A 24,230-nucleotide genomic window follows, 5' to 3' on the forward strand; every position below is an offset into this window, starting at 1 on the left:
TTAGCATTATGGGGTGCCTAAAGCCTTAGCTGAAGAAACCCCTGCCCCCTCCACTTCCCTTGCCGTCCCTTCTGCTGCCCCGCAGCGGCCGGACCTCTCCCGCCTCGTGGTGAAGGGCGCGCGGGAGCACAACCTGCGCAACGTGGACCTCGACCTGCCGCGCGACGCCATGATCGTCTTCACCGGCCTCTCCGGTTCCGGCAAGTCCTCGCTGGCGTTCGACACCATCTTCGCGGAGGGCCAGCGGCGCTACGTCGAATCGTTGTCCGCCTACGCACGCCAGTTCCTTGGCCAGGTGGACAAGCCTGACGTCGATTTCATCGAGGGCCTGTCCCCGGCGGTGTCGATCGACCAGAAATCCACCAGCAAGAACCCGCGGTCCACGGTGGGCACCATCACCGAGATCTACGACTACATGCGCCTGCTGTGGGCCCGCGTCGGCAGGCCGCATTGCCCCGTTTGCGGTGAGCCGGTATCCAAGCAGACCCCGCAGCAGATCGTGGACCAGCTCCTGGAACTCGACCAGGGCACCCGTTTCCAGGTCCTGGCGCCGGTGGTCCGCGGACGCAAGGGCGAGTTCGTGGACCTCTTCAAGGAACTCAGCGCCAAGGGCTACTCCCGGGCGCGCGTCGACGGCAACCTCGTCCAGCTGAGCGATCCGCCCAAGCTGGGCAAGCAGTTCAAGCACACCATTGAGGTGGTGGTGGACCGACTCGTGGTCAAGGACGGGATCAGCCAGCGGCTCACCGATTCCATCGAGACCGCCCTGGGCCTGGCCGAAGGCCGCGTCCTCGCCGAATTCGTGGACGTTGAAGCAGACGCGCCGGAACGCATCCGGGCATTCTCGGAAAATCTTGCCTGCCCCAATGAGCACCCCCTCGCCATCGACGAGATCGAGCCCCGCTCCTTCTCGTTCAACAACCCGTTCGGCGCCTGTGCTGCCTGCAGCGGAATCGGCACCCGGCTGGAAGTGGATGAGGAACTCATCGTTCCCAACCCTGAACTGTCCCTCTCGGAGGGTGCCATCGCCCCGTGGTCGCTGGGCACTGCCACCACCGAATACTGGAACCGGCTCCTGGAAGGCCTGGCCAAGGAAGTCGGCTTCTCCATGACCACGCCGTGGGAGAAGCTGGGCAAGGACGTGCGGCAGACCGTCCTGCACGGCAAGGACCACAAGGTGGTTGTGCAGTACCGCAACCGCTTTGGCCGCGAACGCAAGTACAGCACCGGCTTCGAAGGTGCCATCCAATACGTCCACCGCAAGCACGGCGAGACTGATTCCGACTGGGCCCGCGACCGGTACGAGGAATACATGCGGCAGGTTCCCTGCCCTGCCTGCAACGGCGCACGCCTCAACCCGGCATCCCTGTCGGTATTGATCAACGGCAAGTCCATCGCCGAGGTCGCCGCCCTTCCCATGCGGGACTGTGCGGAGTTCCTGAACAACCTGGTGCTGACCGGACGCGAAGCCCAGATCGCCCACCAGGTCCTCAAGGAGATCCAGGCCCGCCTGACTTTCCTCCTGGACGTCGGCCTGGAGTACCTCAACCTCGAGCGTCCGTCCGCGACCCTCTCCGGCGGCGAGGCACAGCGCATCCGGCTCGCCACCCAGATCGGCTCGGGACTGGTGGGCGTCCTCTACGTTCTCGATGAGCCCTCCATCGGCCTGCACCAGCGGGACAACCGCCGCCTCATCGAAACCCTGACACGGCTCCGCGACATGGGAAACACCCTCATCGTCGTCGAGCACGACGAAGACACCATCCACGTGGCCGACTGGATCGTGGACATTGGGCCCGGCGCCGGGGAACACGGCGGCCAGGTAGTCCATTCCGGCACCTACAAGGAACTGCTGGACAACCGGGACTCGCTGACCGGCGACTACCTTTCCGGCCGCAAGGCCATCGAGGTACCGAAGAAACGCCGGAAGTACGACAAGAAGCGCGAGATCAAGGTGGTAGGCGCGCGGGAGAACAACCTTGTCAACGTTGACGCCGCCTTCCCGCTGGGACTGTTCACTGCGGTGACCGGCGTCAGCGGTTCGGGCAAGTCAACACTGGTCAACGAGATCCTCTACAAGGTGCTGGCGAACAAGCTGAACGGTGCCAAGCAGGTGGCCGGGCGGCACAAGACAATCCATGGCCTGGAGCACCTGGACAAGGTGGTCCACGTGGACCAGAGCCCCATCGGCCGCACCCCGCGCTCCAACCCGGCCACGTACACGGGCGTTTTTGACAACATCCGCAAGCTTTTCGCCGAGACCACCGAGGCAAAGGTACGCGGCTACCTTCCTGGCCGGTTCTCTTTCAACGTCAAGGGCGGCCGCTGCGAGGCATGCTCGGGTGACGGCACCCTGAAGATCGAGATGAACTTCCTGCCGGACGTGTATGTCCCGTGCGAAGTGTGCCACGGAGCCCGCTACAACCGGGAAACCCTGGAGGTTCACTACAAGGGCAAGACCATCGCCGATGTCCTCAACATGCCCATCGAGGAAGGTGCCGAATTCTTCGCCGCCTTCTCACCCATCGCACGCCACCTGAACACCCTGGTGGATGTGGGACTGGGCTACGTCCGCCTGGGCCAGCCGGCCACCACCCTCTCCGGCGGTGAGGCGCAGCGCGTCAAGCTCGCAGCAGAACTTCAGAAGCGGTCCAACGGCCGCAGCATCTATGTCCTGGACGAGCCCACCACGGGCCTGCACTTCGAAGACATCCGGAAGCTGCTCATGGTTTTGCAGGGACTGGTCGACAAGGGCAACACGGTGATTACCATCGAACACAACCTCGATGTCATCAAGAGCGCCGACTGGCTGGTTGACCTCGGACCGGACGGCGGTTCCGGCGGCGGCCAGATCGTTGCGGCAGGAACGCCGGAGCAGGTGGCCAAGTCCACCACCAGCCACACCGGCAAATTCCTGGCAGAAATACTCGGCTGACCGGACGAAACCACAGCGAAGTATTCCGCAACGGGAATGCGAGTTTCAGGCACTCCTGCTGTCATGAGAAACTAACCCGGTGACTTCAACAACAGTGCCCGTGATCTTTGACCTGGACGGCACTCTTGTCGATCCCGCCGGTGGAATAACCGAGGGGATTGCCTCAGCCCTCCGCGGGCTGGGGCTCCCGGTTCCCGGCCAGGACCTGCTCCATGCGATGATCGGCCCCAAGTTGAGCGACTCCCTGCTTAACGTGGCCAACGTCCCGGCGGAACACCTTGACGAGGTTGTCCGGCTCTACCGCGAGTACTACGTCGCCAAAGGTATTGCGCAGAGCCGGCTGTACCCGGGCATCCGCGGTATCCTCGAGTCCTTTGCTGAGGCAGGCCGGCCCGTGGCGGTGGCAACCCAGAAGCCCCAGCGGCTGGCACGCAAAGTGCTGGCGCACCACGGCATCGACGGCTTTTTCCACGGCATCCATGGCTCGGCTGATGACGAGACAGCCGTGGAAGGCGTTCCGCTGGGAAAGACCCAGATCATCGCCGCTGCCCTGCGAAACCTCGATACCCAGCACGCCATTATGGTGGGCGACCGCGCCCAGGACGTGTCCGGAGCCATCGCCAACGGGCTTGACTGCATCGGCGTTGTCTGGGGATTCGCCCCGGACGGGGAATTGGAGGAAGCCGGATCCGTGGCCGTTGTCAGTACGGGGGATGAGCTGGTGGCGGTCATTGAGAGGCTGCAGGCTGTCCACACCTCGGCCATGAGCGGGGTGGGCAACGATGGAAATGTTTGATGCCGTCCGCTGGACCACGCGCAACCTGATCGGCGGCACTTGCCGGCCCACCGTCGTCGGACTTGAAAACGTTCCGTCCGACGGCCCCTTTATCGTGGCGCCCAACCACCTCTCCTTTTTTGACAGCGTCATCGTCCAGGCGCTGATGCCCCGTCCGGTGGCTTTCTTCGCCAAGGCCGAGTACTTCACCACGGGCGGCGTCAAGGGCAGGGTCATGAAAGCCTTCTTCGAGTCCGTGGGCTCCATTCCCGTCGAGCGCGGCGAACAAGCCGCCAGCGTCCAGGCGCTGAAGACCCTGCTCGACATCCTCGAGGCCGGACGCGGAATCGGCATCTACCCCGAAGGGACCCGCTCCCGGGACGGCATCCTGTACCGTGGCCGCACCGGCGTCGGCTGGCTCGCGCTCACCACCGGGGCCCCCGTGATTCCCGTTGGCCTGATTGGGACCGAGAAGCTCCAGCGCGCCGGGGAAAAGGGCGTCCGGCCCCAGCACTTCACCATGAAGGTGGGGGAGCCGCTGTACTTCGACAAGACGGGACCGGACCACTCGCTGCCGGCCCGCCGTGAGGTTACGGACCGGATCATGGATGCGATCGCCGCCCTCAGCGGACAGGAGCGGTCCGCCAGCTACAACCAGAGCAAGTCAGCAGAGTAGTCCGGTGCTCCGGGCTGCCCGGCCGGTGCGGATGCGCCGGCCGGCAAGGACACCCGGCTGGACTCAGTAGACTTGATAGGTGGCAAATCCAGCAAGTTACCGGCCCAAGACTGGTGAAATCCCCACCAACCCGGGCGTCTACCGGTTCCGTGATCCGCACGGCCGGATTATCTACGTGGGCAAGGCCAAGAGCCTCCGGTCCCGCCTGAACTCCTACTTCGCCAATCCGGCCGGGCTGCTGCCGAAAACCTATGCGATGGTCCATGCAGCCAGCAGCGTGGAGTGGACCGTGGTGGGCAGCGAGCTTGAGTCGCTGCAGCTCGAATACACCTGGATCAAGGAATTCAAGCCGCGCTTCAACGTGGTGTTCCGGGACGACAAGACCTATCCCTACCTTGCCGTGACCATGAGTGAGAAGTACCCCCGGGTGCAGGTCATGCGGGGGGACAAACGGAAGGGAACCCGCTACTTCGGCCCCTACACCGCCGGCGCCATCCGGGAAACCATGGACACCCTGCTCCGGGTCTTTCCCGTCAGGAGCTGCAGCGCCGGCGTCTTCAAACGCGCCCAGGCCAGCGGGCGGCCATGCCTGCTGGGCTACATCGACAAGTGTTCCGCGCCCTGCGTTGGACGGATTTCGCCAGAGGACCACCGGGCCCTGGCCGACGATTTCTGTGCCTTCATGGGCGGCGAAGCCAAGAGGTTCATCAACAAGCTGGAAAAGCAGATGTCCGACGCCGTGGCGAAGCTCGACTACGAGCACGCCGCCCGGCTGCGCGACGACATCACCGCGCTGCGGAAGGTATTCGAACGCAATGCCGTGGTGCTGTCCGAGGACACCGACGCCGACGTCTTCGCCCTGCACGAGGATGAGCTGGAGGCTGCTGTCCAGGTGTTCCACGTCCGCGGCGGCAGGATTCGCGGCCAGCGGGGCTGGGTGGTGGAAAAGGTGGAAGACTTCACCACTCCGGACCTGGTGGAGCACCTGCTGCAGCAGGTCTACGGGGAGGACGGCGACACGCACGGCCGGCTGCCGCGCGAGGTTTTGGTTCCGGTAGCGCCGAGCAACCTGGAAGACCTGGCCACCTGGCTGGCGGGGATCCGCGGGGCCAAAGTGGACATCCGGGTGCCCCAGCGCGGGGACAAGGCGGCGCTGATGTCCACGGTCCGCGAAAACGCCGAACATGCACTCAAGCTCCACAAGACACGCCGCGCCGGGGACATCACCGTCAGGTCGCAGGCCCTGCAGGAGTTGCAGGAAGCCCTGGACCTCCCCGTCCCCCTGCTCCGGATCGAATGTTTCGACGTCTCCCACGTCCAGGGCACCAATGTGGTGGCTTCCATGGTGGTGGTCGAGGACGGACTGCCGAAGAAGTCCGACTACCGCAAGTTCTCCATCACCGGGGCCGCGGCCGCCGACGACACTGCCGCCATGCATGACGTCCTGACCCGCAGGTTCCGCCACTACCTCCAGGACAAGTCGGCGCAGGTGGACGAAGCGGTGTTGGAAGCCGACGGCCAGGACCCGGCACCGGGCACTGCTGCCCTGGACACCACCACTCCGGCGCCCAAGGCCAAGTTCGCCTACCCGCCCAACCTGGTGGTGGTGGATGGCGGCCAGCCGCAGGTTAACGCAGCGGCCCGCGCCCTGAAGGACCTGGGCATCGATGATGTGTACGTGGTGGGCCTGGCCAAGCGGCTCGAGGAAGTATGGCTTCCGGACAGCGACTTCCCGGTGATCCTGCCCCGTACATCCCAGGGCCTGTACCTGCTCCAGCGGATCCGTGACGAGGCGCACCGCTTCGCCATCACGTTCCACCGGCAGAAGCGCGGCAAGGCCATGACGGTGTCCGCGCTGGACGCCGTCCCAGGCCTTGGCGCCTCCAAGCGCAAGGCCCTGCTGGCACACTTCGGATCGGTCAAGGGTGTGAAGGCAGCCACTGCGGAGGAGCTCGCCGAGGCGAAGGGCATTGGCCCTGCCCTGGCCGGGGCCATCGTCAGCCATTTTGCCACAGAGGGTCCCGAGGCCGTGACGGTGCCCGCGATCAACATGGCGACCGGCGAAATCATTGAAACTTAGCTAGGGTAAAGGGCGGGCCCTGCCATCGCGGGGACCGGCAGGACAACGAGGAAACGGGGCAGGCTCCATGGCAGACACGACGGCGGAATCCGGAGGCAACGACGGGCTGGAGCCCGTCAAGCCGCTCGAAGCGGAACTGCTGGTGGTCACCGGGATGTCCGGCGCCGGACGAAGCACCGCCGCGGACGCGCTGGAGGACCACGGCTGGTACGTCGTGGAGAACCTGCCGCCGCAGATGCTTGGCACGCTCGCCGAGCTCGTCTCCCACGCCCCGCAGTCGATTCCCCGGCTGGCAGTGGTCATCGATGTCCGCAGCAAAGGCCTGTTTGCGGACATCCGGGCGGCGCTGGGCGCCCTCGCAGCCAGCGGCGTCACTTTCCGCGTCCTGTTCCTCGACGCCAGCGACAACGTCCTGGTCCGGCGGTTCGAACAGGGCCGCCGGCCGCACCCCCTCCAGGGCGGCGGCCGGATCCTGGACGGCATCGCAGCCGAACGCGAGCTGCTGCAGGAACTGCGCGACAGCTCCGACGTCGTCCTCGATACCTCCAACTACAACGTCCACGGGCTGGCCACCGCCATCACGGAACTGTTCAGTGAAACCGGCCCGGTGGCGCTGCGGCTCAACGTCATGAGCTTTGGCTTCAAGTACGGGCTCCCGGTGGATGCGAACTATGTCGCCGACGTCAGGTTCATCCCCAACCCGCACTGGGTACCGCAGCTCCGTCCGCAGACGGGCCTGGACAAGGATGTCAGCGACTACGTCCTGGAGGCCGAGGGAGTCAAGAACTTCGTGGACCGCTACGTCCTCGCCCTGGAACCAGTCCTGGAGGGGTACCGCCGGGAGAACAAGCACTACGCCACCATCGCCGTCGGCTGCACCGGCGGCAAGCACCGCTCCGTTGCTGTGGCAGTGGAACTTTCAAAGAAGCTCGCACAGTACCCGCGGGTCACGGTGACTACCGCGCACCGGGATCTGGGCCGAGAGTAATGGCACTGTTCACCGGAGCCCTGCCCCTGGTGCCGCCGGCCGCTGGTAAGGGCTCGGGCCAGCAGGACAAGGGTCCCAACGTCGTGGCCCTGGGTGGCGGGCACGGCCTGGCGGCCTCACTGTCGGCACTGCGCCTGCTCACCTCCGAGCTCACGGCTATCGTCACGGTAGCGGACGACGGCGGCTCGTCCGGGCGCCTGCGCGAAGAGTACGGCGTCCTCCCGCCGGGAGACCTGCGCATGGCTTTGTCCGCGCTCTGCGACGACACCGACTGGGGACGCACCTGGCGCGACGTCATGCAGCACCGGTTCCGCGCCGGGAAGGGCCCCGGCGGCTCCCTGGATGAGCACGCCATGGGCAACCTGCTGATCGTTACGCTGTGGGAGCTGCTCGGTGACGCCGTCGCGGGGCTCAAATGGGCCGGTGCGCTGCTGGGCGCCCGTGGCCAGGTCCTGCCCATGTCCACCGTCCCGCTGACCATCGAAGGCGACGTCAGGGTTACCGCCCCGGACGGCGGGACAGCCCTGCAGACCCTCCGCGGCCAGGCCCGCTGCGCAGTGGCCGGATCGCTGGAGGAGGTCCGGCTCCTGCCCCCCGCCGCGCCGGCCTGCCCTGAAGCCTTGACGGCAATCGAACTGGCGGACTGGGTGGTCCTGGGGCCGGGTTCCTGGTACACCTCCGTCCTGCCGCACCTGCTCCTGCCGGAGATGCGGCAGGCACTGTGCAGCACCCCCGCCAAACGCTGCCTCACCATGAACCTCGCCACGGACACCAAGGAAACCACCGGAATGACCGCGGCCGACCACCTCCACGTCCTCCGGCGCTACGCCCCTGAGTTCAGCGTGGACGTGGTCCTGGCCGATCCGGCGTCCGTGCCCGACCGGCAGGAGTTCGAGAAGGCCGCCGGCATGATCGGCGCGGAGGTTGTCTTGGGTAAAGTAGGGGCGTCGGGACGCCGCCCCGTCCACGAGCCGCTCAGGCTGGCCACGGCGTACCAGGACATTTTTGGGAACAGTTAGGAAGGTGCCATGGCACTGACAGCATCGGTCAAAGAAGAACTGTCCCGTTTGGACATCAAGAAGTCCTCAGTGCGCAAGGCTGAGGTTTCCGCAATGCTCCGGTTCGCCGGGGGGCTGCACATCATCTCCGGCAGGATCGTGATCGAGGCGGAAGTGGACCTGGCGTCCACCGCGCGCCGGCTCCGCGCCGCCATCGCGGAAGTCTACGGACACCAGAGCGAGATCATCGTAGTGTCCGCCGGCGGACTCCGGCGCGCCAGCCGCTACGTAGTCCGCGTGGTCCGCGACGGCGAGGCGCTGGCTCGGCAGACCGGCCTTTTGGACGGACGGGGCCGCCCCGTGCGCGGGCTGCCATCCGCCGTCGTCAACGGTTCCGCCGCGGACGCCGAGGCCGTGTGGCGCGGGGCGTTCCTGGCGCATGGGTCACTTACCGAACCGGGCCGGTCGTCGTCGCTGGAGGTCACCTGCCCGGGACCGGAATCGGCACTGGCCCTGGTGGGGGCCGCCCGCCGGCTCGATATCCAGGCCAAGGCCCGTGAAGTCAGGGGAGTGGACCGCGTTGTGATCCGCGACGGCGACACCATCGCCGCCCTCCTGACCCGGATGGGCGCCCACGACGCCCTGATGGTGTGGGAGGAGCGCCGCATGCGCAAGGAGGTCCGGGCCACCGCCAACCGGCTCGCCAACTTTGACGACGCCAACCTCCGCCGCTCCGCGCAGGCAGCCGTCGCCGCCGGCGCAAGGGTCGAACGCGCCCTGGAAATCCTCGGCGACGACGTCCCCGACCACCTCAAGTACGCCGGTGAGCTGCGGGTGGCGCACAAGCAGGCAAGCCTTGACGAGCTGGGCCGGCTGGCCGACCCCGTGATGACCAAGGATGCGATCGCGGGCCGGATCCGCCGCCTGCTGGCCATGGCGGACAAGCGTGCACTTGACCTGGGCATTCCCGGAACGGACGCCAATGTGACGCCTGAAATGCTGGACGAGTAGGCGCCCCATAGAATCAGAAATAATTCCGGGCACCAGCTGCCCGGATGCACAATCCGAGAGTTACCAACCGGGCCTTCCTGGTCCACGATATTGGAGGATTTTGTGACCGAGTACGTATTGCCGGAACTCAGCTACGATTACGCCGCCCTCGAACCGCACATCTCTGCGCGGATCATGGAGCTGCACCACAGCAAGCACCACGCCACCTACGTGGCAGGCGCCAACAACGCACTGGCCCAGCTGGCCGAGGCACGTGAAAAGGGCGACTTCGCCAACATCAACCGGCTCTCCAAGGACCTCGCGTTCCACACCGGCGGCCACATCAACCACTCGGTGTTCTGGAAGAACCTCTCCCCGGACGGCGGCGACAAGCCCGAGGGCGAACTGGCCGCCGCAATCGACGACGCCTTCGGCTCCTTCGATGCCTTCCGCGCGCAGTTCTCCGCGGCCGCCCTCGGCCTGCAGGGCTCGGGCTGGGGCTTCCTGGCCTACGAACCCATCGGCGGGAACCTGGTCATCGAGCAGCTCTACGACCAGCAGGGCAACGTGGCGCTCGGCACCACCCCGCTGCTGATGCTCGACATGTGGGAGCACGCTTTCTACCTGGACTACGTCAACGTCAAGGCCGACTACGTCAAGGCGTTCTGGAACATCGTCAACTGGGCGGACGTCGCCCAGCGCTTCGAGGCAGCGCGCGCCAACGCCACGGGCCTGATCACCCTCCCGTAGTGACCGGCGTTATACACAGCTGTAACAAACTTCACATTCTGACTTAAACCGGCCGGGATGTGGACCGTCCGCCCCCGCACTTGCGGGGGCGGACCCAGTTAAACGTAAGATAGGTCACGGAAGGCGGTTAGCCTTCAGCAATGAGGCTGGTCGCCCTCCGTGTAAATCATCTCTGCCCAATGGCGTGCGGGATCTGTTAGTTGGCTTGAACGCCCGCTCAACTAGTAGTGCTTTTCAGAGCACCAAGGAGACTGTAAAAGTGACGACCCGTATTGGTATCAACGGCTTCGGCCGCATTGGCCGCAACTACTTCCGCGCAGCACTGGCCCAGGGTGCGGACCTGGAAATCGTTGCCGTCAACGACCTCACCAGCCCCGAAGCGCTGGCCCACCTTTTCAAGTACGACTCCGTCGGCGGCCGGCTGAAGGAAACCATCGAGGTCAAGGACGGCAACATCGTCGTCAACGGCAATGTGGTCAAGGTCCTGGCGGAACGCGATCCGGCCAACCTCCCCTGGGGTGAACTGGGCGTTGACATCGTCATCGAATCCACCGGTTTCTTCACCAAGGCAGCCGACGCCAGGAAGCACATCGATGCCGGCGCCAAGAAGGTCCTGATCTCCGCCCCCGCCTCGGACGAGGACATCACCATCGTGATGGGCGTCAACCACGACCTCTACGACAACGCCAAGCACAACATCATTTCCAACGCGTCCTGCACCACCAACTGCCTCGGCCCGCTGGCCAAGGTGGTCAACGACGAGTTCGGCATCGAGCGTGGCCTCATGACCACCGTGCACGCCTACACTGCGGACCAGAACCTCCAGGACGGCCCCCACAAGGACCTGCGCCGTGCCCGTGCCGCCGCCATCAACATGGTTCCCACCTCCACGGGTGCCGCCAAGGCCATTGGCCTGGTGCTCCCCGAACTGAAGGGCAAGCTGGACGGCTACGCCATCCGCGTCCCCGTCCCCACGGGCTCTGCCACCGACCTCACCGTTACCGTCTCCCGCGAAACCACCGTGGAGGAAGTCAACGCAGCGCTCAAGCGTGCCTCCGAGTCCGACGCGCTGCAGGGTTTCCTGACCTACACGGAGGAGCCCATCGTGTCCTCCGACATCGTTGGTGACCCTGCTTCCTCGATCTTCGATGCCGGCCTCACCAAGGTTATTGGCAACCAGGTCAAGGTTGTTTCCTGGTATGACAACGAATGGGGCTACTCCAACCGCCTCGTCGACCTCACGGAGCTTGTGGCAGCCAAGCTGGGCTAGGGTTAGACACATGACATCACACACCCTCAACGAACTGATCGCTGAAGGTGTCCGCGGGCGGTACATTCTGGTTCGAAGTGACCTGAATGTGCCGCTCGACGGCTCTACAGTCACTGACGATGGCCGCATCAAGGCCTCGCTCCCAGTGCTGGCAAAGCTCACGGACGCCGGTGCCCGCGTGCTGGTAACAGCCCACCTCGGACGCCCCAAGGGCGCCCCGGAGGACAAATACTCCCTGCGCCCTGCAGTGGACCGCCTCGCCGAACTTGCCGGCTTCAAGGCCACCCTGGCCGCCGACACCGTCGGTGACGCCGCCAAGGCAGCTGCGGCGTCCTTGCAGGACGGTGAAGCCCTTGTCCTCGAGAACGTCCGCTTCGACGCCCGCGAGACCAGCAAGGATGACGCTGAACGCGGTGCCTTCGCTGACGAGCTGGTGGCCCTCACCGGCAGCAACGGCGCCTACGTGGACGACGCCTTCGGCGCCGTCCACCGCAAGCACGCGAGCGTCTACGACGTCGCCACGCGGCTCCCGTCGTACCAGGGCGACCTGGTGCACACCGAGGTGGAGGTCCTGCGGAAGCTGACCGCCGACACCCAGCGTCCCTACGTGGTGGTTCTGGGCGGTTCCAAGGTCTCGGACAAGCTTGCAGTGATCGACAACCTGATCGGCAAGGCTGACACCATCCTGGTGGGCGGCGGCATGCTCTTCACATTCCTGGCGGCAGCCGGTCACAAGGTTGGCTCAAGCCTCCTTGAGGAAGACCAGATCCCTGTCGTCAAGGACTACCTGAAGCGCGCGGCTGACGCCGGAACCGAATTCGTGGTTCCCACGGACGTGGTGGTAGCGGAGAAGTTCGCTGCCGACGCCGCGCATGAGACAGTGCCTGCCGACGCCATCGAGGGCAGCACCTTTGGTGCCCAGGGCATCGGCCTGGACATTGGACCGGATACCGCTGCGGCCTTCGCCGAGCGGATCAAGGGAGCCCGTACGGTCTTCTGGAACGGCCCGATGGGTGTCTTTGAATTCGAGGCGTTCTCTGCAGGCACCCGTGCCATCGCGCAGGCCCTGACGGAAACCGACGGATTCACAGTGGTGGGCGGCGGCGATTCGGCTGCCGCAGTCCGCACCCTGGGATTCAGCGATGACCAGTTCGGACACATTTCCACCGGTGGCGGCGCCAGCCTGGAATACCTCGAAGGCAAGGAACTCCCCGGCCTCAGCGTCCTGGACCGGTAGAACCACCGCTGCTGTCCCGCAGTACCGGACTTCGCAGTCCTCCGGCCGGCAGGTTGCCCGCGGCAGCCTGCCGGCCGAACACATATCAAGAACTTTTGGAGATCACGTGACTACGTCAACGAACGGCGCCTTCGACCGCAAGCCCTTCATTGCGGGCAACTGGAAAATGAACATGGACCACGTGCAGGGCATCACCCTGCTGCAGAAGCTGGCCTGGACGCTGTCCGACGCCAAGCACGACTACAGCCGCGTTGAGGTTGCGGTCTTCCCGCCGTTCACCGACCTCCGCGGCGTCCAGACCCTGGTCCAGGGCGACGACCTGGAGATCGCCTACGGTGGGCAGGACCTGTCGCAATTCGATTCGGGGGCGTACACCGGCGACATTTCCGGGCAGTTCCTGAACAAGCTGGGATGCCAGTACGTCCTGGTGGGCCACAGCGAACGCCGCACCATCCACAACGAGTCAGACGACGTCCTCAACGCCAAGGTCAAGGCGGCCTTCAAGCACGGCGTTACCCCTGTCCTCTGCGTCGGCGAGGGACTGGAAATCCGCCAGGCCGGGACCCACGTTGAGCACACGCTGCAGCAACTCCGCGCCGGCGTGGCCGGGCTCACCAACGAGCAGGCCGCTGAACTGGTGGTAGCCTACGAACCCGTTTGGGCCATCGGCACCGGCGAAGTGGCAGGACCGGAGGACGCCCAGGAAATGTGCGACGCCATCCGCGCCGAGCTGGAAAAGCTGTTCGGCGCTGACGTGGCGGCCAAGACGCGCCTGCTCTACGGTGGTTCGGTCAAGGCCAACAATGCTGCCGCCATCCTGCAGGAGCGTGACGTGGACGGCGTCCTGGTGGGCGGTGCCAGCCTTGACCCCGCCGAGTTTGCTAATATTGTCAGGTTCGAGAGCCACTTGGTGACGGACTAGCCTGCCACCGGTACACCCTCCCGCAATTCCAACTTCCGAAAGGCCGTCGTGGACGTTCTTCATGTCATTCTGCAGATCCTCCTGGGGATCACCAGCCTCCTGCTGACGCTGCTGATCCTCCTGCACAAGGGACGCGGCGGCGGGCTGTCCGACATGTTCGGTGGCGGCATGAGTTCAGGGCTCAGCTCTTCGGGCGTGGCAGAACGCAACCTGAACCGCTTCACCATCGTCCTGGGCGTCACCTGGGGCATAGTAATCATCGCACTCGGCCTGATCATGCGGTTCAGCGGTACTGCTGACTCGTAACGAATTCGCTGAATAGGGTCCAGTGGCACTCCCGCCACGCGGCCCCTGCCCCTAAACTGTGGCTGTCGGTTCACCCGGCAGCCACAGTTTTTTGGTTTAAGCTGCCGGGCTCCAGTCACGGGTTCGAGGGAGGCGTTTCCATGGTCCATCCGTCATCAGGCTTTCGGGGCACCCGGGCCGGGGTGGTTGCAGGCTCCGGTTCGAGCCTGCAGTCCAACGACTCGTCCCCGGGGTCCCTCCCGCGGATCCGGGTGTCCTACTGGTGTGCCAAGGGCCATGAGACCCAGCCGGTGTTCCTGAAGATGCCGGAGGAGCAGATTCCGCGCATCTGGGACTGCCGGCGCTGCGGCGCGCCCGCGTCCAGGGACGGCCAGGCGGTAGCGGACGATCCGTTTGAGGACGGCTATAAGAGCCATCTTGAGTACGTTAAAGAACGGCGCTCCGGCCAGGACGCCGAGGACGTCCTGGCCGGAGCGCTGGAGAAGCTACGCGCCCGCGGCGTCCTTCCGGACCAATTGCTCGGGGACACGTGACGCCGCGTTTTCGTCGATAAGCCACAATGTGCGGGACGTTCCGCGGGGCCCGGACGCGGGCACCTGCACCGGATTTGCCCCGGCCAGGGCGAGTCCCACGGCTCCTGCCTTGTCCTCGCCGGCCACAACCATCCAGACCTCCGCTGCCGTGTTGATGGCAGGCAGGGTCAGGGAGATGCGCAGCGGGGGCGGCTTGGGCGAATTCCGCACACCCACCACTGTGCGCTCCTTCTCGCGGACTCCGGCCTGCTCCGGGAACAGCGAAGCAATGTGGGCGTCAGGGCCCACACCCAGCAGGACGACGTCCAGGCGGGGGAGTGCGGATGGCTCCTCGGGCCTGTCGTCGGACATGTCGGCTGCGTGCTCCGCTGCTGCGGCATCGCGAAGCTGGCGCGCATAGTCCTCAGCCGCTTCCTCCGGCGTGCCGAACTCATCGGACGAACCCGGCGAGTGGACCCGTTCCGGGTCCACTGGAATGTGCGAGAGCAATGCGTCGAAGGCCTGCTTGGTATTCCGCTCCGGATCCGCGGAACCGACGAAGCGTTCGTCACCCCACCAGAAGTTGACCTTGGACCAGTCGACGGCGGGCGCTGCCGGGGAGTCCGCGACAGCTTTCAACGTGCCGATTCCCACGGTTCCCCCGGTGAGCACCACCGTGGCTTCGCCGTACTTGTCCTGGACATCAACGAGCTTGGTGATCAGGCGTGCCGCTATGGCGGCCATGAGGACGGACGAATCAGGATGGATACTTACTCGTGGGTCAACGCTCACTGGGTCGGACGCTCCTTAGATTGGTACGTGGCAGTCCAATAGTAATCACTTCGCCAAATACTTCGTCGGGGTCCAGGCGGCGGAGTTCTTCGGCGAGGCAGTCGCGGAGGCTGCGGCGCGGGAGCGAGATCCGTTGGGCGGGTTGGCCCGGCTGGGTGAGTTCGGCGATGGAAAGTCCCGGGCGGAACAGCTGGACGTCACCGCCGGGACGGCTGAGGCGGACACGGCGGATGCCCGTCCCGGCCGGGTCCGCGACGATGGTCACCGGGGCGTCCAGGGTCAGGGTGAGCCAGGCCGCCAGCAGGATGGTGGAGGGTGAGTCCGAAGCGCCTTCGACTGCTACCGCGGTCACCGGCGAAGAGTCCACTTCGTCGAGGGCAGCTGCGAGCTGGATGCGCCAGTTGGTCAGGCGGGTCCAGGCGAGGTCGGTGTCCCCGGCCTTGTAGGTTTGGTGGATCCGCTCCAGGGCAGCCTGCGGGTCGGGTTCGTTCGCCGAATCGGTGATGCGGCGGTGCGCGATCGCGCCGATGGATGTTTCGCAGGCGTTCTCGGGGGCGCCGTGCGGCCACCAGGCCACAATCGGAGCGTCCGGGAGCAGCAGCGCTGCGACCAGCGACTCACTTTCGTGGGCGAGCTGTCCGTACCCGCGCAGCACGATGACCTCGGACGCGCCGGCGTCCCCGCCGACCCTGATCTGTGCGTCGAGCCGGTCCTGGGCGTCCTTCCCGGCGTCGGCGAGCACGATGATCCGGCAGGGGTGTTCCCGGGACGCGTCGTTGGCGGCCTCGATCGCTTCTTCCTCCAGCCCGGACTTGGTCACCACAACGAGGGTCAGGACCCTGCCCAAGGCGATCACCCCGCCCTGCTCGCGCAGGGACATGAGCTTCTTGGAAACCTTCGAGGTGGTGGTATCTGGCAGGTTTACGATCATGGCCTTCTCCAGGTTCGTCCGTCACGGGCCAGCAACTCATCCGCGCTGGCCGGGCCCCAGGAGCCGGGGGCGTAGGGTTCGGGCTGTTCGGACAGTGATGCCCAGTATTCCTCGAACGGGTCGAGGATCTTCCAGGACAGCTCCACTTCCTCGTGCCGGGGGAACAGCGGCGGCTCACCCAGCAGCACGTCCAGGATCAGCCGCTCGTACGCCTCAGGGGAGGATTCGGTGAACGAGTGCCCGTACCCGAAGTCCATGGTCACATCCCGGACTTCCATCTGCGTGCCGGGGACCTTGGACCCAAACCGGATCGTCACGCCCTCATCGGGCTGGACCCGGATGACTACAGCGTTCTGCCCGAAATCGTCCTCACCGTGATCTGTGAACAGCAGGTTTGGTGCGCGCTTGAACACCACCGCGATCTCGGTGACCCGCCGGCCCAGGCGCTTGCCGGCCCGCAGGTAGAACGGTACCCCGGACCAGCGGCGGGTGTGGATGTCCACCCGCACCGCGGCATAGGTTTCCGTGGTCGAATCGGCGGGAATGCCTTCTTCTTCCAGGTAGCCCAGGACCTGCTCGCCGCCCTGCCAGCCGCCCGTGAACTGGCCCCGCGCCGAATGTGTCGACAAATCCTCCGGAAGCTTTACCGCTGCAAGGACTTTTTCCTTCTCCGCCCGCAGGTCATCTGCGTTGAACGAGATCGGTTCCTCCATCGCGGTCAGCGCAAGCAGCTGCAGCAGGTGGTTCTGGATCACGTCCCGTGCCGCACCGACACCGTCGTAGTAGCCCGCCCGGCCACCGGTGCCGATGTCCTCGGCCATGGTGATCTGGACATGGTCCACGTAGTTCGCGTTCCACAACGGCTCGAACAACTGGTTTGCGAACCGCAACGCCAGGATGTTCTGCACCGTTTCCTTGCCCAGGTAATGGTCAATCCGGAACACCGCATCCGGCGGGAACACCGATTCAACAATGTCATTGAGCTGCCGGGCCGATTCCAGGTCGTGGCCGAACGGCTTCTCAATCACCACCCGGCGCCATTTGTCCCCGTCGGCCTGCGCGAGGCCGTGCTTGGACAGCTGACGGCAGACCTGCTCGAACGCCTTCGGCGGGATCGACAGGTAAAACGCGTGGTTCCCCCGGGTGCCCCGGACATCGTCGAGTTCCTTGATCGTTTCGCCGAGCCGCTCAAAGGCCGCGTCGTCGTCGAACTCGCCCTGGACAAACCTGATGCCCTCGGAGAGCTGATTCCACACTGCCTCGTCAAACGGGGTCCGGGCGTGTGCCTGCACCGAGGCCTTCACCTCCGCGGCGAAATCCTCCTTGTCCCACTCCCGGCGGGCGAAACCCACCAAGGCGAAACTGGGCGGCAACAGGCCACGGTTGGCGAGGTCGTAGACCGCAGGCATGAGCTTCTTGCGGGCAAGATCGCCCGTGACCCCGAAAAGAACCAACGAGGACGGACCGGCGATCCGGTTCAAACGGCGGTCGCGCGGATCGCGCAGCGGATTACGCCCGCGGCCCGTGCCTTTCCGGCCGTATTCAGTTTCTGGCATGGTTGCTTTTGTGCCTTAGCTTTCGGTTGCGGATGCGCGGGTGGACAGTGCAGCGACGATATCCTGCAGCTGTGCCACGCCGGCGGCACGGTCGGTGAGGTGGAGGCGCAGCACGGGACGGCCGTGCCCATCCAGGACCTGGGCGTCGCCTGCAGCCTGGGCAGCGATGAGCTCACCAAAGGTGAACGGCCGGTCCGGGATGCCCAGGTCCTCCGCCGGGGTGGCAGTGACCTGGAGGAACACTCCGATGGCGGGGCCACCCTTGTGGAACTGACCGGTGGAGTGCAGGAACCGCGGGCCCCAGCCGAAGGTCACCGGGCGGCCGGTGGCAGCTGCCAGGTCGTCGCGGATGCCTTCGAGTCCTGCGAAAGCCAACCGGTCAAAGTAAGCCTGCACACTCAGGTAGCTGTCGGACGCCAAGGTGCCGAGGAGTGCCTTGACGGCACCTTCCGCCGTTGCTGCGTCGCCGAGCCAGTCGCCGCCGCGCACCTCGATGGCGCCGTCGACGAACGCTGCCGGAGTGGGTTCCGGCTGGGCGTCCAGCAACCCGCGTGCCGCTACCTTGGCGGCTTCGACGTCGGGCTGGTCGAAGGGGTTGATCCCCAGCAGGCGGCCCGCCACGGCGGTGGCGAATTCCCACACCATCATCTGGGTGGCGAGGCCGCCGGCAATGGCTGCCTGGTTCTCGCCGAGTTCGATGTCGGCATCGGCTGCCACGAGCCGCACCACCAGCACGTCGGAAGCGCCGGACGTTACCTCCGGAGCCTGCGGACCTGCGACCACCGGAAGGATGCCCGTGCCGAGCTTGCCGGTGGATTCAGCGATGAGCTGTTCAGCCCAGTCGGCGAATCCAACGATGCCGGAGCCGTCCTCTGCGATGACGATCTTGTTCCGCAGCGGGCTGGTTCCGCCCAGGGTGGCACCCAAAGCCAGCCCGATGTTGTCCGCGGCATCGTCGTTGAGGATTTCGGCAGCTTCCTCCGCCTCGTCCAGGAAAGCCTGGATGTCCACGCCGGCCAGGCCGGAGGGGACCAGGCCAAACGCCGTCAGGGCGGAGTAGCGGCCGCCGACATTGGGATCGGCGTTGAAGACCGCCCGGTAGCCGGCCTCCCGGGAAGCCTTGTCCAACGGTGAGCCGGGATCGGTCACGATGATGATCCGGCTCTTGGCGTCCACGCCGGCCTCGGTGAAGGCCTGCTCGAAGATCCGGCGCTGGGAGTCCGTTTCCAGGGTGGAGCCGGACTTGGACGACACCACAATGGCCGTGTGGGCCAGCCGGTCGGCGAGGGCGGCACGGACCTGGTCCGGGTCCGTGCTGTCCAGCACAGTCAGCTCGACGCCTGCCGTGCCTGCGATGACCTCGGGGGCCAGCGAGGACCCGCCCATGCCGCAAAGCACGATCCGTGTCACGCCCTCGGAGCGCAGCGCGTCCCGGAGTTCCAGGATGTCCTTGACCAGGGGCTGTGAAACGGTGGCGGCCTCCACCCAGCCCAGGCGGACCGCTGACTCGGATTCGGCGTCCGGACCCCACAACGTGTGGTCCTTCGCGAAGATCCGGGTGGCGACCCGGTCCTGGACCAGGCCGGGAAGGTGCTGTTCAAGCGCCTGCTGTGCAGCGCCGGTGGCGTCGTAGCTGAGAGTGCTCATAGGTGTTAGGAAGCCTTTCGTGCAGAAGCGAGGGCGCCTTCGACGTCGGCCAGGAGTTCCTTCCAGCTGGCCACGAACTTGTCCAGGCCTTCGGTTTCAAGGAGTGCGACGACGTCATTGTAGGAGACGCCGAGCTTCTCCAGGGCGTCCAGGGTTGCGTTTGCCTCCTCGTAGGTGCCGGAGACGGTGTCGCCGGTGACCACGCCGTGGTCGAAGGTGGCATCGAGCGTCTTCTCCGGCATGGTGTTCACGACTCCGGGGGCCACGAGTTCGGTCACGTACAGGGTGTCCGGGTAGGCCGGGTCCTTCACACCGGTGGAGGCCCACAGGGGGCGCTGGGGGAGTGCGCCGGCGTCGGCCAGCAGGCCCCAGCGTTCGGTGGCAAAGAGCTCCTCGTAGACCTGGTAGGCCAGGCGCGCGTTGGCAACGCCGGCCTTGCCTTTGAGGGCCTTGGCTTCTTCGGTGCCGATCTTGTCGAGGCGCTTGTCGATCTCGGTGTCAACGCGCGAAACGAAGAAGGATGCAACCGAGTGGATCTTTGAAAGATCGTGCCCGTTTTCCTTGGCCTGCTCCAGGCCGGCCTGGAAGGCGTTGATGACTGCCCGGTAGCGCTCCAGGGAGAAAATCAGCGTGACGTTGACGCTGATGCCCTCTGCCAGCGTGGCCGTGATGGCTTCGAGGCCCTCGACGGTTGCAGGGATCTTGATGTGGACGTTGGCCTTGTTGACGCGCTGGTAGAGGTGCTTGGCCTCGGCGATGGTCCCGGCGGTGTCCCAGGCAAGCCGAGGGTCGACCTCGATGGAGACCCGGCCATCGATTCCCCGGGTGGCGGCGGCGACGGGCGCGAACAGGTCGCAGGCATCGGCGACGTCGGTGGTGGTGATCTCGAAGATCGTGTCCTCCACGCTGGCGCCCTCTGCCGCCTTGGCGGCGATGATGTGGTCGTAGTCGGTGCCCGACGTGATGGCCGCGTGGAAGATGGAGGGGTTGGTGGTCACGCCAACCACGTTCTTTTCTTCGATGAGCTTGCGGAGGGTGCCGGTTTCCAGGCGTCCGCGGGAAAGATCGTCGAGCCAGATGGAAACACCGGCGTCGGAGAGCTGCTGGGTGGGAGTTGTCATTGTTCTATCTCCTAAAAGTTTAGGTTTCAGGCCTGCAGGCCGGCGAGGGAGTCCTTGGCGGCGGCGGCCACTGCTTCCGCCGTGATGCCGAACTCCTGGAAGAGGCGCTTGTAGTCCGCGGAAGCGCCGTAGTGCTCAAGGCTGATGGAGCGGCCTGCGTCGCCAACGAATTCGCGCCAGCTGAGGGCCAGCCCGGCTTCGACGGACACGCGTGCCTTGACTGCCGCGGGCAGGACCGATTCGCGGTAGGCGGCGTCCTGCTTCTTGAACCATTCAACGCAGGGCATGGATACCACGCGGGCCGCGATGCCGTCGGCCTGCAGCGCTTCGCGGGCCTGGACGGCCAGCTGGACTTCCGAGCCGGTGGCGATCAGGATCACGTCGGCCGGCACCGTGGCGCCGTCCTTCGATGCTTCGGCCAGCACGTAGCCGCCCTTCGCCACGCCTGCCGTCGACGCGAAAGTGTCGCCGTCGGCGTCGCCCTCGCCGCGTTCCCACGTTGGGATGTTCTGGCGGGTGAGGACGATGCCTGCGGGGTTGGCGTGGTTTTCCAGCATGGTCTTCCAGGCGGCTGCCACTTCGTTGGCGTCGCCGGGGCGGACGACGTCCAGGCCCACGATGGCGCGCAGTGAAGCGAGCTGTTCCACTGGCTGGTGGGTGGGGCCGTCCTCGCCCAGGCCGATGGAGTCGTGCGTCCATACGTACAGGGACGGGACACCCATCAGGGCGCCCAGGCGGATGGCGGGGCGCTGGTAGTCGCTGAAGATCAGGAACGTACCGGAGAACGCGCGGGTGTTGCCGGCCAGGCTGATGCCGTTCACGATTGATGCCGCGGCGTGCTCACGGATACCAAAGTGCAGCACCCGGCCGTACGGGTTCCCGGACCAGGCACCGGTCTGCTTGGAGGCCGGCACGAAGGACGGGGAACCTTCGATGGTGGTGTTGTTGGACTCTGCGAGGTCGGCTGAGCCGCCCCACAGCTCGGGCAGGACCGGGCCGAGGGCGTTCAGGACCTTGCCGGAGGCTGCGCGGGTGGAGACATCCTTGCCGGCCGGGAAGACCGGCAGCGCGGCGTCGACGTCGGCAGGAAGTTCCTGCGCTTCGATGCGCTGGAGGAGGGCGGCGCCCTCGGGGTTGGCTGCCTGCCAGGCGTTGAAGGATTCTTCCCATTCCTTGTGTTCGGCCGCGCCACGTTCCACCACTGCGCGTGCATGGTCCAGGACTTCCTGGTCCACCTCGAAGGACTTCGCGGGGTCGAAGCCCAGCACCTCCTTCAGCGCGGCAACCTCGTCGGCGCCGAGGGCGGAGCCGTGGATCTTGCCGGTGTTCTGCTTCTTGGGGGCCGGGTAGCCGATGATGGTGCGCAGCGAAATGATGGACGGCCTGGAGGTCTCGGCCTTGGCGGCGAGCAGGGCACTGTAGAGCTCCTGGACGTCTTCCTTGTATTCGCCGGTCCGGGTCCAGTCCACGCGCTGGGTGTGCCAGCCGTAGGCCTCGTAGCGCTTCAGGACATCCTCGGTGAATGCGATGTCGGTATCGTCCTCGATGGAGATGTGGTTCTCGTCATAGATCACCACGAGGTTGCCCAGTTCCTGGTGGCCGGCCAGCGACGAAGCCTCCGCCGTGACGCCTTCCTGGAGGTCGCCGTCGGACGCGATGACCCAAATGGTGTGATCGAACGGCGACTCGCCGGCCGGCGCATCGGCGTCGAACAGGCCACGCTGGCGGCGCTGGGAGTAGGCGAATCCGACCGAGGACGCGAGGCCCTGGCCGAGCGGGCCGGTGGTGATCTCCACGCCGGCGGTGTGCTTGTACTCCGGGTGTCCCGGGGTGAGTGAACCCCAGGTGCGCAGCGCCTCGAGGTCCTTCAGTTCCAGCCCGTAGCCTGAGAGGAAGAGCTGGATGTAAAGCGTCAGGGAGGTGTGGCCGGGGGACAGGATGAACCGGTCACGGCCAAGCCACTGCGGATCCCGCGGGTCGTGGCGCATCAGCTTCTGGAAGAGAAGGTAAGCGGCGGGTGCCAGGCTCATGGCAGTTCCGGGGTGGCCGTTGCCCACCTTCTCGACGGCGTCCGCGGCCAGGACACGGATGGTGTCCACGGCTCGCTGGTCCAAGCTGGTCCATGACAGTTCTTGCTCTTCCAAATGTGGCACGAAAACCGGGCCCCTCTCTGTGCTGGCGTGGGTGGTACACCGGATCCGGTCAAGGGTGCTCTGCTTGGCGCCCGCTGCGGTGTGTACCAGCCGTTCACCATCGAAACGTTGATCCTTGCATTCAGTCACGGACAGCAACGGGAATGCGTTTTCCACCGCTTTCTTGCTGCGTGCTGATCTGGTGACAGCTTAGCTCTTATCCATCCTTCGGGCGCCGCAAATCTCACGTTTTGGACGCAATTTCCCCTTTTGTGAATCACTATTCCGGCGCGGTGACTTAATCTGCTCGAATGGGCCTGCGAGCAATCAATTGCGCATATTGCGGGGCAGGGGAAGTGCTTGCGGCGCGGTATGATATTTGGAGGCCAACGCCGGGTGCGCATCACTAACGCCACCCGGAGTGTCCCGGCTGTTGCACGCACCTGGCGCTTTTCCATCCCTGAGTGCCGTGCCCGGGTCCGGGCCGCACGACCGGAGCTGCCCTGCAGCCTCAACTGCCACACAGAACGGGTGACTGCCACCGTGAGCACAACAGATACGCCGCTGAACGCATCCCGGGCCTCCGGCATCGGGTTTGCCCGTAAGGCCAAGGCGTATCTCGCCCTCACCAAGCCGCGCGTGATCGAACTTCTCCTGGTCAGCACGCTTCCCACGATGATTTACGCGGAGCGGGGCTTCCCTTCCATCGGGCTGATCCTTGCCACCCTGGTGGGCGGGGCTTTCGCCGCCGGCAGCGCGGGAGCGTTCAACTGCTACATCGACCGGGATATCGACAAGCTGATGCACCGGACGGAAAACCGGCCGCTCGTCACGGGTGAAGTCACCCCGCGGGAAGCATTGGTCTTCTCCTGGCTGCTGGGTGCGGCGGCGATCGTGATCCTCTGGTTCGGCGCCAATCCGCTCTCGGCATGGCTGGGACTGGGCGCTATCTTCTTCTATGTCGTCATCTACACCATGATCCTCAAGCGCCGCACGGCGCAGAACATCGTATGGGGCGGCGCCGCAGGCTGCTTCCCGGTACTGATTGCCTGGGCCGCCGTAACGAACTCCGTCGAATGGCCCGCCGTCATTCTGTTCCTGGTGATCTTCCTCTGGACGCCCCCGCACTACTGGCCCCTGTCGATGCGGTACGGCGAGGACTACCGGAACGCCAACGTCCCCATGCTCGGGGCCATTGCCGGGGCAAAGGTGGTGTCCGTCCAGGTGGTCCTTTACGCCTGGGCCATGGTGGCCTCATCCCTGCTGATGATCCCGGCCGGCGGGGCGGGCTGGGTGTACACGGCAACTGCTGTCATCGCGGGCGCCTGGTTCCTTTACGAGTCCCATGCGCTGTACTCCCGCGCCCACCGGGAGGATATTCCCGACAAGCGCGCCATGAAGGTGTTCCACGGTTCCATCAGCTACCTGACGCTGCTCTTCATCGCCCTCGCTGTGGACCCGTTCGTCGGAAGTGCAGTGGCGGGCGGCTAGCCAAACCGCCCCATTAAGCCGCAGGCGGCCGCCACCTCAAGGTGGGGCCGCCTTCTTTGTTGGCATGCTGCGCGTGGGCCGCAAACCACCGGTTTCGTTGCCTCGGTGACAGATATGACAT

20 protein-coding genes are annotated in these 24,230 nt (G+C 65.5%); 14 read left to right on the top strand and 6 right to left on the bottom strand.

All coding sequences use genetic code 11. The features are described 5' to 3' along the window. The first annotated feature begins 13 nt into the window (after window positions 1-13). From uvrA to NIBR502770_RS07500, 13 genes are all read left to right on the top strand, one after another. A complete protein-coding gene (uvrA, locus tag NIBR502770_RS07440; protein ID WP_141160514.1) occupies window positions 14-2,935 on the top strand; it encodes an excinuclease ABC subunit UvrA in 2,922 nt (973 codons plus the stop codon). 79 nt (window positions 2,936-3,014) lie between these two features. Next, the gene (locus NIBR502770_RS07445) at window positions 3,015-3,731 is read left to right on the top strand and encodes an HAD hydrolase-like protein (RefSeq protein ID WP_141181539.1); all 717 of its coding nucleotides are present in this window, start codon (window positions 3,015-3,017) and stop codon (window positions 3,729-3,731) included. Then, window positions 3,718-4,386 (top strand): 1-acyl-sn-glycerol-3-phosphate acyltransferase, encoded by a 669-nt coding sequence (locus NIBR502770_RS07450; RefSeq protein WP_141160512.1) that lies wholly within the window; start codon window positions 3,718-3,720, stop codon window positions 4,384-4,386. Before NIBR502770_RS07445 ends, NIBR502770_RS07450 begins: the two co-directional genes overlap by 14 nt. Before the next feature lie 79 nt (window positions 4,387-4,465). Beyond that, window positions 4,466-6,466 carry an excinuclease ABC subunit UvrC gene (gene uvrC, locus NIBR502770_RS07455; protein ID WP_141181540.1) on the top strand — a complete coding sequence of 667 codons (2,001 nt, stop codon included), beginning with the start codon at window positions 4,466-4,468 and terminating at the stop codon, window positions 6,464-6,466. Window positions 6,467-6,533: 67 nt separating this feature from the next. Next, window positions 6,534-7,454 carry an RNase adapter RapZ gene (rapZ, locus tag NIBR502770_RS07460; RefSeq protein ID WP_141181541.1) on the top strand — a complete coding sequence of 307 codons (921 nt, stop codon included), beginning with the start codon at window positions 6,534-6,536 and terminating at the stop codon, window positions 7,452-7,454. Beyond that, the gene (yvcK, locus tag NIBR502770_RS07465) at window positions 7,454-8,473 is read left to right on the top strand and encodes a uridine diphosphate-N-acetylglucosamine-binding protein YvcK (protein WP_141160509.1); all 1,020 of its coding nucleotides are present in this window, start codon (window positions 7,454-7,456) and stop codon (window positions 8,471-8,473) included. Before rapZ ends, yvcK begins: the two co-directional genes overlap by 1 nt. A gap of 9 nt (window positions 8,474-8,482) precedes the next feature. After that, window positions 8,483-9,463: a DNA-binding protein WhiA gene (whiA, locus tag NIBR502770_RS07470; protein ID WP_043454785.1), complete on the top strand. Its 981-nt coding sequence runs from the start codon at window positions 8,483-8,485 to the stop codon at window positions 9,461-9,463. Window positions 9,464-9,565: 102 nt separating this feature from the next. After that, window positions 9,566-10,192 carry a superoxide dismutase gene (locus NIBR502770_RS07475; RefSeq protein ID WP_141181542.1) on the top strand — a complete coding sequence of 209 codons (627 nt, stop codon included), beginning with the start codon at window positions 9,566-9,568 and terminating at the stop codon, window positions 10,190-10,192. Between the two features lie 259 nt (window positions 10,193-10,451). Beyond that, window positions 10,452-11,462, top strand: coding sequence for a type I glyceraldehyde-3-phosphate dehydrogenase (gene gap / locus NIBR502770_RS07480; RefSeq protein WP_141160507.1), 1,011 nt, complete (start codon window positions 10,452-10,454; stop codon window positions 11,460-11,462). A 10-nt stretch (window positions 11,463-11,472) separates the two neighbouring features. After that, entirely contained in the window at window positions 11,473-12,699 is a 1,227-nt protein-coding gene (pgk, locus tag NIBR502770_RS07485; RefSeq protein WP_141160506.1) for a phosphoglycerate kinase, read from the top strand. Window positions 12,700-12,805: 106 nt separating this feature from the next. Continuing rightward, on the top strand, window positions 12,806-13,621 hold the full coding sequence (tpiA, locus tag NIBR502770_RS07490) for a triose-phosphate isomerase (protein ID WP_141181543.1): 816 nt from the start codon (window positions 12,806-12,808) through the stop codon (window positions 13,619-13,621). A gap of 48 nt (window positions 13,622-13,669) precedes the next feature. Beyond that, entirely contained in the window at window positions 13,670-13,927 is a 258-nt protein-coding gene (gene secG / locus NIBR502770_RS07495; protein WP_141160504.1) for a preprotein translocase subunit SecG, read from the top strand. 140 nt (window positions 13,928-14,067) lie between these two features. Next, the gene (locus tag NIBR502770_RS07500; RefSeq protein ID WP_141181544.1) at window positions 14,068-14,460 is read left to right on the top strand and encodes an RNA polymerase-binding protein RbpA; all 393 of its coding nucleotides are present in this window, start codon (window positions 14,068-14,070) and stop codon (window positions 14,458-14,460) included. Here NIBR502770_RS07500 and pgl read toward each other — a convergent pair. Genes pgl through tkt form a run of 6 tightly spaced genes read right to left on the bottom strand, consistent with a single transcriptional unit; the run spans window position 14,413 to window position 22,630 of the window. Beyond that, complete coding sequence (gene pgl, locus NIBR502770_RS07505) at window positions 14,413-15,231, bottom strand: 6-phosphogluconolactonase (RefSeq protein ID WP_141160502.1); 819 nt, start codon at window positions 15,229-15,231, stop codon at window positions 14,413-14,415. The genes NIBR502770_RS07500 and pgl overlap by 48 nt on opposite strands. Beyond that, window positions 15,221-16,162 carry a glucose-6-phosphate dehydrogenase assembly protein OpcA gene (locus NIBR502770_RS07510; RefSeq protein WP_141160501.1) on the bottom strand — a complete coding sequence of 314 codons (942 nt, stop codon included), beginning with the start codon at window positions 16,160-16,162 and terminating at the stop codon, window positions 15,221-15,223. The genes pgl and NIBR502770_RS07510 overlap by 11 nt, the downstream gene beginning before the upstream one ends. Continuing rightward, entirely contained in the window at window positions 16,159-17,718 is a 1,560-nt protein-coding gene (gene zwf, locus NIBR502770_RS07515; RefSeq protein ID WP_141160500.1) for a glucose-6-phosphate dehydrogenase, read from the bottom strand. The genes NIBR502770_RS07510 and zwf overlap by 4 nt, the downstream gene beginning before the upstream one ends. 15 nt (window positions 17,719-17,733) lie before the next feature. Then, window positions 17,734-19,365, bottom strand: coding sequence for a glucose-6-phosphate isomerase (locus tag NIBR502770_RS07520; protein WP_141181545.1), 1,632 nt, complete (start codon window positions 19,363-19,365; stop codon window positions 17,734-17,736). 5 nt (window positions 19,366-19,370) lie between these two features. After that, window positions 19,371-20,486 (bottom strand): transaldolase, encoded by a 1,116-nt coding sequence (gene tal, locus NIBR502770_RS07525; RefSeq protein WP_141181546.1) that lies wholly within the window; start codon window positions 20,484-20,486, stop codon window positions 19,371-19,373. Between the two features lie 26 nt (window positions 20,487-20,512). Then, window positions 20,513-22,630: a transketolase gene (gene tkt / locus NIBR502770_RS07530; RefSeq protein ID WP_141183365.1), complete on the bottom strand. Its 2,118-nt coding sequence runs from the start codon at window positions 22,628-22,630 to the stop codon at window positions 20,513-20,515. A gap of 519 nt (window positions 22,631-23,149) precedes the next feature. Here tkt and NIBR502770_RS07535 point away from each other — a divergent pair. Then, window positions 23,150-24,109 (top strand): heme o synthase, encoded by a 960-nt coding sequence (locus NIBR502770_RS07535; RefSeq protein WP_141160496.1) that lies wholly within the window; start codon window positions 23,150-23,152, stop codon window positions 24,107-24,109. The last annotated feature ends 121 nt before the right edge of the window (window positions 24,110-24,230 follow it).

The organism is Pseudarthrobacter sp. NIBRBAC000502770, from assembly GCF_006517815.1.
GTDB lineage: Bacteria > Actinomycetota > Actinomycetes > Actinomycetales > Micrococcaceae > Arthrobacter > Arthrobacter niigatensis.

Coding starts and splice junctions, on each gene's coding strand:
- NIBR502770_RS07510 (WP_141160501.1), bottom strand. CDS start 16,162: ATGATCGTAAACCTGCCAGATACCACCACCTCGAAGGTTTCCAAGAAG.
- yvcK (WP_141160509.1), top strand. CDS start 7,454: ATGGCACTGTTCACCGGAGCCCTGCCCCTGGTGCCGCCGGCCGCTGGT.
- rapZ (WP_141181541.1), top strand. CDS start 6,534: ATGGCAGACACGACGGCGGAATCCGGAGGCAACGACGGGCTGGAGCCC.
- pgk (WP_141160506.1), top strand. CDS start 11,473: ATGACATCACACACCCTCAACGAACTGATCGCTGAAGGTGTCCGCGGG.
- NIBR502770_RS07450 (WP_141160512.1), top strand. CDS start 3,718: ATGGAAATGTTTGATGCCGTCCGCTGGACCACGCGCAACCTGATCGGC.
- NIBR502770_RS07500 (WP_141181544.1), top strand. CDS start 14,068: ATGGTCCATCCGTCATCAGGCTTTCGGGGCACCCGGGCCGGGGTGGTT.
- NIBR502770_RS07520 (WP_141181545.1), bottom strand. CDS start 19,365: ATGAGCACTCTCAGCTACGACGCCACCGGCGCTGCACAGCAGGCGCTT.
- tal (WP_141181546.1), bottom strand. CDS start 20,486: ATGACAACTCCCACCCAGCAGCTCTCCGACGCCGGTGTTTCCATCTGG.
- zwf (WP_141160500.1), bottom strand. CDS start 17,718: ATGCCAGAAACTGAATACGGCCGGAAAGGCACGGGCCGCGGGCGTAAT.
- whiA (WP_043454785.1), top strand. CDS start 8,483: ATGGCACTGACAGCATCGGTCAAAGAAGAACTGTCCCGTTTGGACATC.